Source organism: Legionella moravica DSM 19234 (assembly GCF_000423305.1).
GTDB classification, from domain to species: Bacteria; Pseudomonadota; Gammaproteobacteria; order Legionellales; family Legionellaceae; genus Legionella; species Legionella moravica.
Window position 1 is genome coordinate 1 of the sequence record NZ_AUHS01000048.1, and the last position, 5,455, is coordinate 5,455.

The window sequence follows — 5,455 nt, forward strand, 5'->3', positions numbered from 1 at the left end:
TTTAACGCGATATAAATTTATGCCTCTAAAGCTGTCGTCACTTTTTGTAGTTACTTAATGCTTCTGGATGTAATTTGCGTGAAAAGTTATTAAAACTGAAATGGTGAAAGTATAGAACGGTCACTTTTTTAACCTATTCTGATTTTCAAGATGAACGTATTCCTACTGTGCAAGACAGTATTCAAAATAATTAACCTGTTCTATTCTCTTTTATCAGTGAAACGAGCTCCGGTGGCCCCCGAATGGTAAGTGTATTAAAGACAGTGGCTTGATTCCCTGGCTTTTTATTGATATGAGATAAAATTTGTTTTTCTTGGTTTTTACTGGTTTTCTTCTTTCTTTTTTGTTTTTTTTTATTGTATTCTGCCCATCATTTTGTTATGGATTGCTATGATTCAAGTTTTTTCCAGGCAAAATTCTACCGTTATTTTTTAGCTTTAGTTATTGGTTTATCTATTATCTGTCTGCCTGCATTACTTCATACTCAACAAATAGGTGTCTTATTTTCCTACCTAATCGGCTCAGAACACGCCGTGTTATATGCTCATTTTTTGCAGTCGGCTGCATGTGGTTTATTGCCAGTAATTGGTCTCGGGCTTTTTACTTTAAAAAAAGATAGTGATCATGAGGTTATTATCGTGCTTGTGGCTTCACTTTTAGTACCGCCACTGGCTTTTTTAACCGTTTATTTTGTTGGTATTCATTCATGTATATATTTTGCTATGCTCTTTAAAAAGATGAGGTATTCATCATATCGAACATTCGTTAAAGACTTATTGCCAATGACTTTGCTAACGTACACCTTTTCAATAACAGCATATGCTTTTTTACCAAGCAGCCTGGATTGGCAGGAAGCTGTTTTTTTTAACGGTATACCTGTTGGCAGCACTTACTTTACCTCACATGATACTGGTAGAGGTGTTTAAAAAAAAGGCGTTTAATATTGGGATCCCAGTTCTAATGCAGCATCTTTCCCAGCTGATCTAAAATCATTTTTTTATCTATACCCCATGAAGGGTAATAAAATTTTTCAAAGTAATGAACCTGCATTTAGTCAAAGGCTCTTGGTACGCAAATACCAAGAGCCCGAATACCTGAGCCCTGCAAATACCTCAAGGAATCAGTTCCATAGGAATGATGGCAAATCTCAAAAATGGTACGTTATTTAACCTGGTGAAGGCGCCACCAGCGTAGACCGTGCTACTGCTGACCGCAAGGGCAGAGACGATGTTGTTGGCGTTGGGGTTCAAGGCGGTGGCGTTACCACTGGCGACGTCCAGAGCGGCAATGTTATTGCGTGTTTGACCGCCTATGAAGGAGAAGGATCCGCCAACGTAGACACTGGTACCACTGACCGCAAGCGCAAAGACGCTGCCGTTAGCATTGGGGTCCCAGGCGGTGGCGTTACCACTGGTGGCGTCCAGGGCGGCTATGCGATTGCGTGCTTGGCCACCTATAGAGGTGAAACTGCCGCCAGCGTAGACGGTGGTACCGCTGACCGCAAGGGCAGAGACGGTGTTGTTAGCATTGGGGTCCCAGGCGGTAGCGTTGCCACTGGTGTTATCCAGGGCGGCTATGCGATTACGTGCTTGACCGCCTATGGTAGTAAAGGCGCCGCCAGCGTAAACGGTACTGCCGCTGACAGCAAGGGCACCGACGCTGCCGTTAGCATTGGGATCCCAGACGGTAGCGTTGCCGCTGGCGGCGTCCAGGGCGGCAATGTTATTGCGTCCTTGGCCACCTATAGAGGTGAAACTACCGCCAGCGTAGACGGAGGTACCGCTGACAGCAAGAGCAGAGACTGTGTTGTTGGCGTTGGGATTCCAGGGGGTGGCATTACCGCTGGTGGCGTCCAGGGCGGCTATACGATTGCGTGCTTGACCACCTATGGAGGTAAAGGCCCCTCCGGCGTAGACGGTGGCGCCACTGACAGCAAGGGCAGAGACGGTACCGTTGGCATTGGGGTTCCAGGAGGTGACTTTGCCACTGGTGGCGTCCAGAACGGCAATGTTATTACGTGTATCACCGCCCATGAAAGTGAATACTCCACCAACATAGACGGTGGAGCCGCTGACCCCAACAGCGCCGACTCCACTATTGGGGTTAGGATTCCAAGCAGTGGCGTTGCCACTGGTAGCGTCCAAAGCGGCAATATAATTGCGTGTTTGGCCGCCAATAGAGGTGAAGAGCCCGCCAGCATAGACGGTGGTGCCGTCGACAGCAAGTTCTGTGACGCTGTTATTGGCATTGGGATTCCAGGCGGTGGCATTGCCGGTGGTGGCATCAAGGGCGGCTATGCGATTGCGTCCCTGGCCGCCTATACTAGTGAAATTCCCGCCAGCGTAGACAGTGCTGCCACTGACAGCAAGAACAGAAACGGTATTACTGGCGCTAGGATTCCAGGCGGTGGCGTTGCCAGTGCTGGCGTCCAGAGCGGCTATGCGACTGCGGGCTTGACCGCCTATAGAGGTGAAACTACCGCCAGCGTAAACGGTTGAGCCGCTGATGGCAAGGGCATCGACGCTGTTGTTGGCGTTAGGGTTCCAGGCGGTGGCGTTGCCAGTGCTGGCATCCAGGGCGGCAATGCGATTGCGAGCCTGACCGCCTATGGAGGTGAAGGTCCCACTGGCGTAAACCGTAGAACCACTGACAGCAAGGGCGGTGACACTGCTACTGGCGTTGGGATTCCAGGCAGTGGCATTGCCTGTGGTGATATCCAGAGCGGCAATGTTATTACGGGCTTGGCCGCCTGCAGAGGTGAATACCCCGCCAGCATAGACAGTGGTGCTGCTGACAGCCAAAGCTAAGACCGTGCCGTTGACGTCAGGATTCCAGGTGAGATCTACAGAACCATCGCTTAGAATATGGGCAATTCTATTGCGGGGTTCACCACCCACGTTTGTGAAAGACCCGCCAATATACCAACCGCCATCGCCATCAGCCACCACCGCATGGACTACCGCATTCACGAGCGGAAAAGTAGCCACCGGCAAGCCTGTACTGTTGTCAAGAGGGACTCCGTTGCCGACGTTAGGGCCTACTAAAGAAAAAGATCCTCCCAGATAGATGAGGTTATTAGCCGCATCCAATACAATCGCATTCACAGTCCCATTAGTCACATAAGGCAAGGTCAGGGTTATCGTTGCCCCAACTGTATTGGTATTGGTGCCCGCAACAGTAATTGCCGTTGGCGGATGGGATTGGGCGTTGACAGTAAAGTGAAGGTTGCAGCTCTCCCCTGCGATTAATATGGCGCAATTGCTGGCATCTTGAGTGACGTCGGTCATTAAAGCAGGAGGCAGACTTGCCATTACATTCAGTGCAGTATTACTGCCCGTATTGGTCACAATTAATGACCCTGTCGTATTTGGAATTAATAACAGTGGCGACCCATTAACGGAAATGGTTGCACTGGGTGTTGGTGGTGTCGGAGGTGCCGTACTTAGGGTGATGTTGAGTTGATTACCCGGGCTTGGCTGATAACATTGAGAGGAATTAGGACTGCCGTCAGCATTGGTTTGGCATAAGGCAGGGCCGCCATGAACACCGTTTTGGGGCAAAGCGCTGCCGCTGATGACAAGATTTAACGTACAACTGCTGCCAGCCTGCCCTTTGGGGGCTAATGGGCAAGGAGCGGTTTGTGTGACGCCTGGTATCGGCACCATGACCAGCTGTTTGGATTTATTGGATTGATTCTCAATGATATACTGTATTGAGGCACTGCCGTTTGCCGGTATCGCCTGGGTAGGATTGGAACCTACTGCCGGAGTGAACGTCCATAAGGGCCTGGCTGCTTGCACCATGGACATGGCCGTAAACCATAAAAATAATCCAACTAAAACTTGATAAATGTAAAATATTCGGTTTCTTTTCAGCACGTTGGTATCCTTACCTCAGATAAGCGAGATTCAATAGCACCCCGTTGGCATAAAGGTGATTGAGCTTAAGCCCTGTATTTGATGTTTGACTATAAGCTCGTCCAAGAAAGACTATTCCCAATGATGATACTTTGTTAATGATGGATAATCAAAAAAATTCCTCCAATTTTTATTTCTCAAACCTTGCCCCAATCATTTCCAGACAGCGACTCACTTGACAGGAAATTTGATGGGTGAAATTCCACATCATACAGAATTCACTGATAGCGTGATTTAATTTTTCGTTACGTAATGATCTTGGCTCCAAAGAAATAAATCAAAACACGTTTTATGCCCAATAATTTGGTAAAATCTCACCTTCTAATATCCAAAGTGACATTACATGACCAACGAACCAGGTCTTATTATAGGAATTAGCGGTTCTTCACGAAGCATTTACGGCATCAGGCTACTGCAAGTGTTAAGGAAATTAGCCATAGAAACCCATTTAGTGGTCAGTAAAGCAGGCCAGTTAACTCGTGCTTATGAAACAGGATGATATAACGATTGAAAAGGTATTAAAGACCTCTTTTAGATCATTATCCCGTTTATCTATATGATCTAGAATTTTATCTACAGCAGTTTTATCGTTTTGATAGGACTGTATCGCCAAGTTTAGAAGAAATGGAAAATGTTTTTCTGTTTAACTTTCAAATAATTCCTCAATCGTTGACTGCATCTTATCCTGACTTGGCCTTGCATAACGAAAAATTTCTTTAATGGATACGTTTCCACTTAACTCCTGCGCATAATGCATCCATGCTTATCAGTGACCATCTTCAAAAAGGTATGCCTGAGCTTGTGTGGTATAAACTCAAACGTTTCAGCCTCAGGTAAAAAGCCAAGGCTTATTTTATCACTGACAGATTCGATAAACATCTGAGGTCTGCAGACGCGTGCCATAACGTGTTACAAACAAGGGATCATCTTCGCTAGCCTTTATGGTTTCCAAGTACTCGTCCAAATACGACCTACTCTCTTGTGGTAAAGAAATGTTCTGACTGATACGTTTCGTCTTATGGCGCAACACATCAAACAACCCCTTTTTCTAGTATTGCCCAACATTTAAAAAAACCACTTTGGGTTCGCGAAGCCCTGTTCCTAATAACATGTAAAAAAATGCCGTTTCCATCAAAGGATTCTGGTTTTTACGCGAACAACTTTTAGTCCGTCCTCACAAGCAGACTTTAATCGCATGATCTGTCTTGAAGTCAGGCCATTCCAATCAGGCGCATCGGTTTGTAAATCCTTGACCTGTGCTAAAGGGTCTCCAACCAATAATGGGCGCTGCTAATGAAGCCACCGACCGACATGATGAATCGCTGCCATCGTCCGATTCTTTTGAAATTATTTGCTGACTGCCGGAGTCAAACTGTCTACCAAATCATGCCCTACTTCCATTTGGAAGAATTGAGCGAATTTGGATAAGTCGTTTATTTTCGGGATGATAAGAAAAATAAAACGGATCTTTTAACGCGATATAAATTTATGCCTCTAAAGCTGTCGTCACTTTTTGTAGTTACTTAATGCTTCTGGAT

The 5,455-nt window shown here is 46.3% G+C and carries 2 protein-coding genes and 1 pseudogene; 2 read left to right on the forward strand and 1 reads right to left on the reverse strand.

Annotated features, from left to right (window positions below; translation table 11 throughout):
* Positions 1 to 302: 302 nt before the first annotated feature.
* Positions 303 to 926, forward strand: coding sequence for a Brp/Blh family beta-carotene 15,15'-dioxygenase (locus G543_RS0109990; RefSeq protein ID WP_081675661.1), 624 nt, complete (start codon positions 303 to 305; stop codon positions 924 to 926).
* A 186-nt stretch (positions 927 to 1,112) separates the two neighbouring features.
* On the opposite strand, the gene G543_RS18445 is transcribed toward G543_RS0109990, so the two are convergent.
* Positions 1,113 to 3,878, reverse strand: coding sequence for a beta strand repeat-containing protein (locus G543_RS18445; RefSeq protein ID WP_051190667.1), 2,766 nt, complete (start codon positions 3,876 to 3,878; stop codon positions 1,113 to 1,115).
* 382 nt (positions 3,879 to 4,260) lie between these two features.
* Here G543_RS18445 and G543_RS18740 point away from each other — a divergent pair.
* A pseudogene (locus G543_RS18740) lies at positions 4,261 to 4,410 on the forward strand (flavoprotein); the annotation flags it as partial.
* Between the last annotated feature and the right edge of the window lie 1,045 nt (positions 4,411 to 5,455).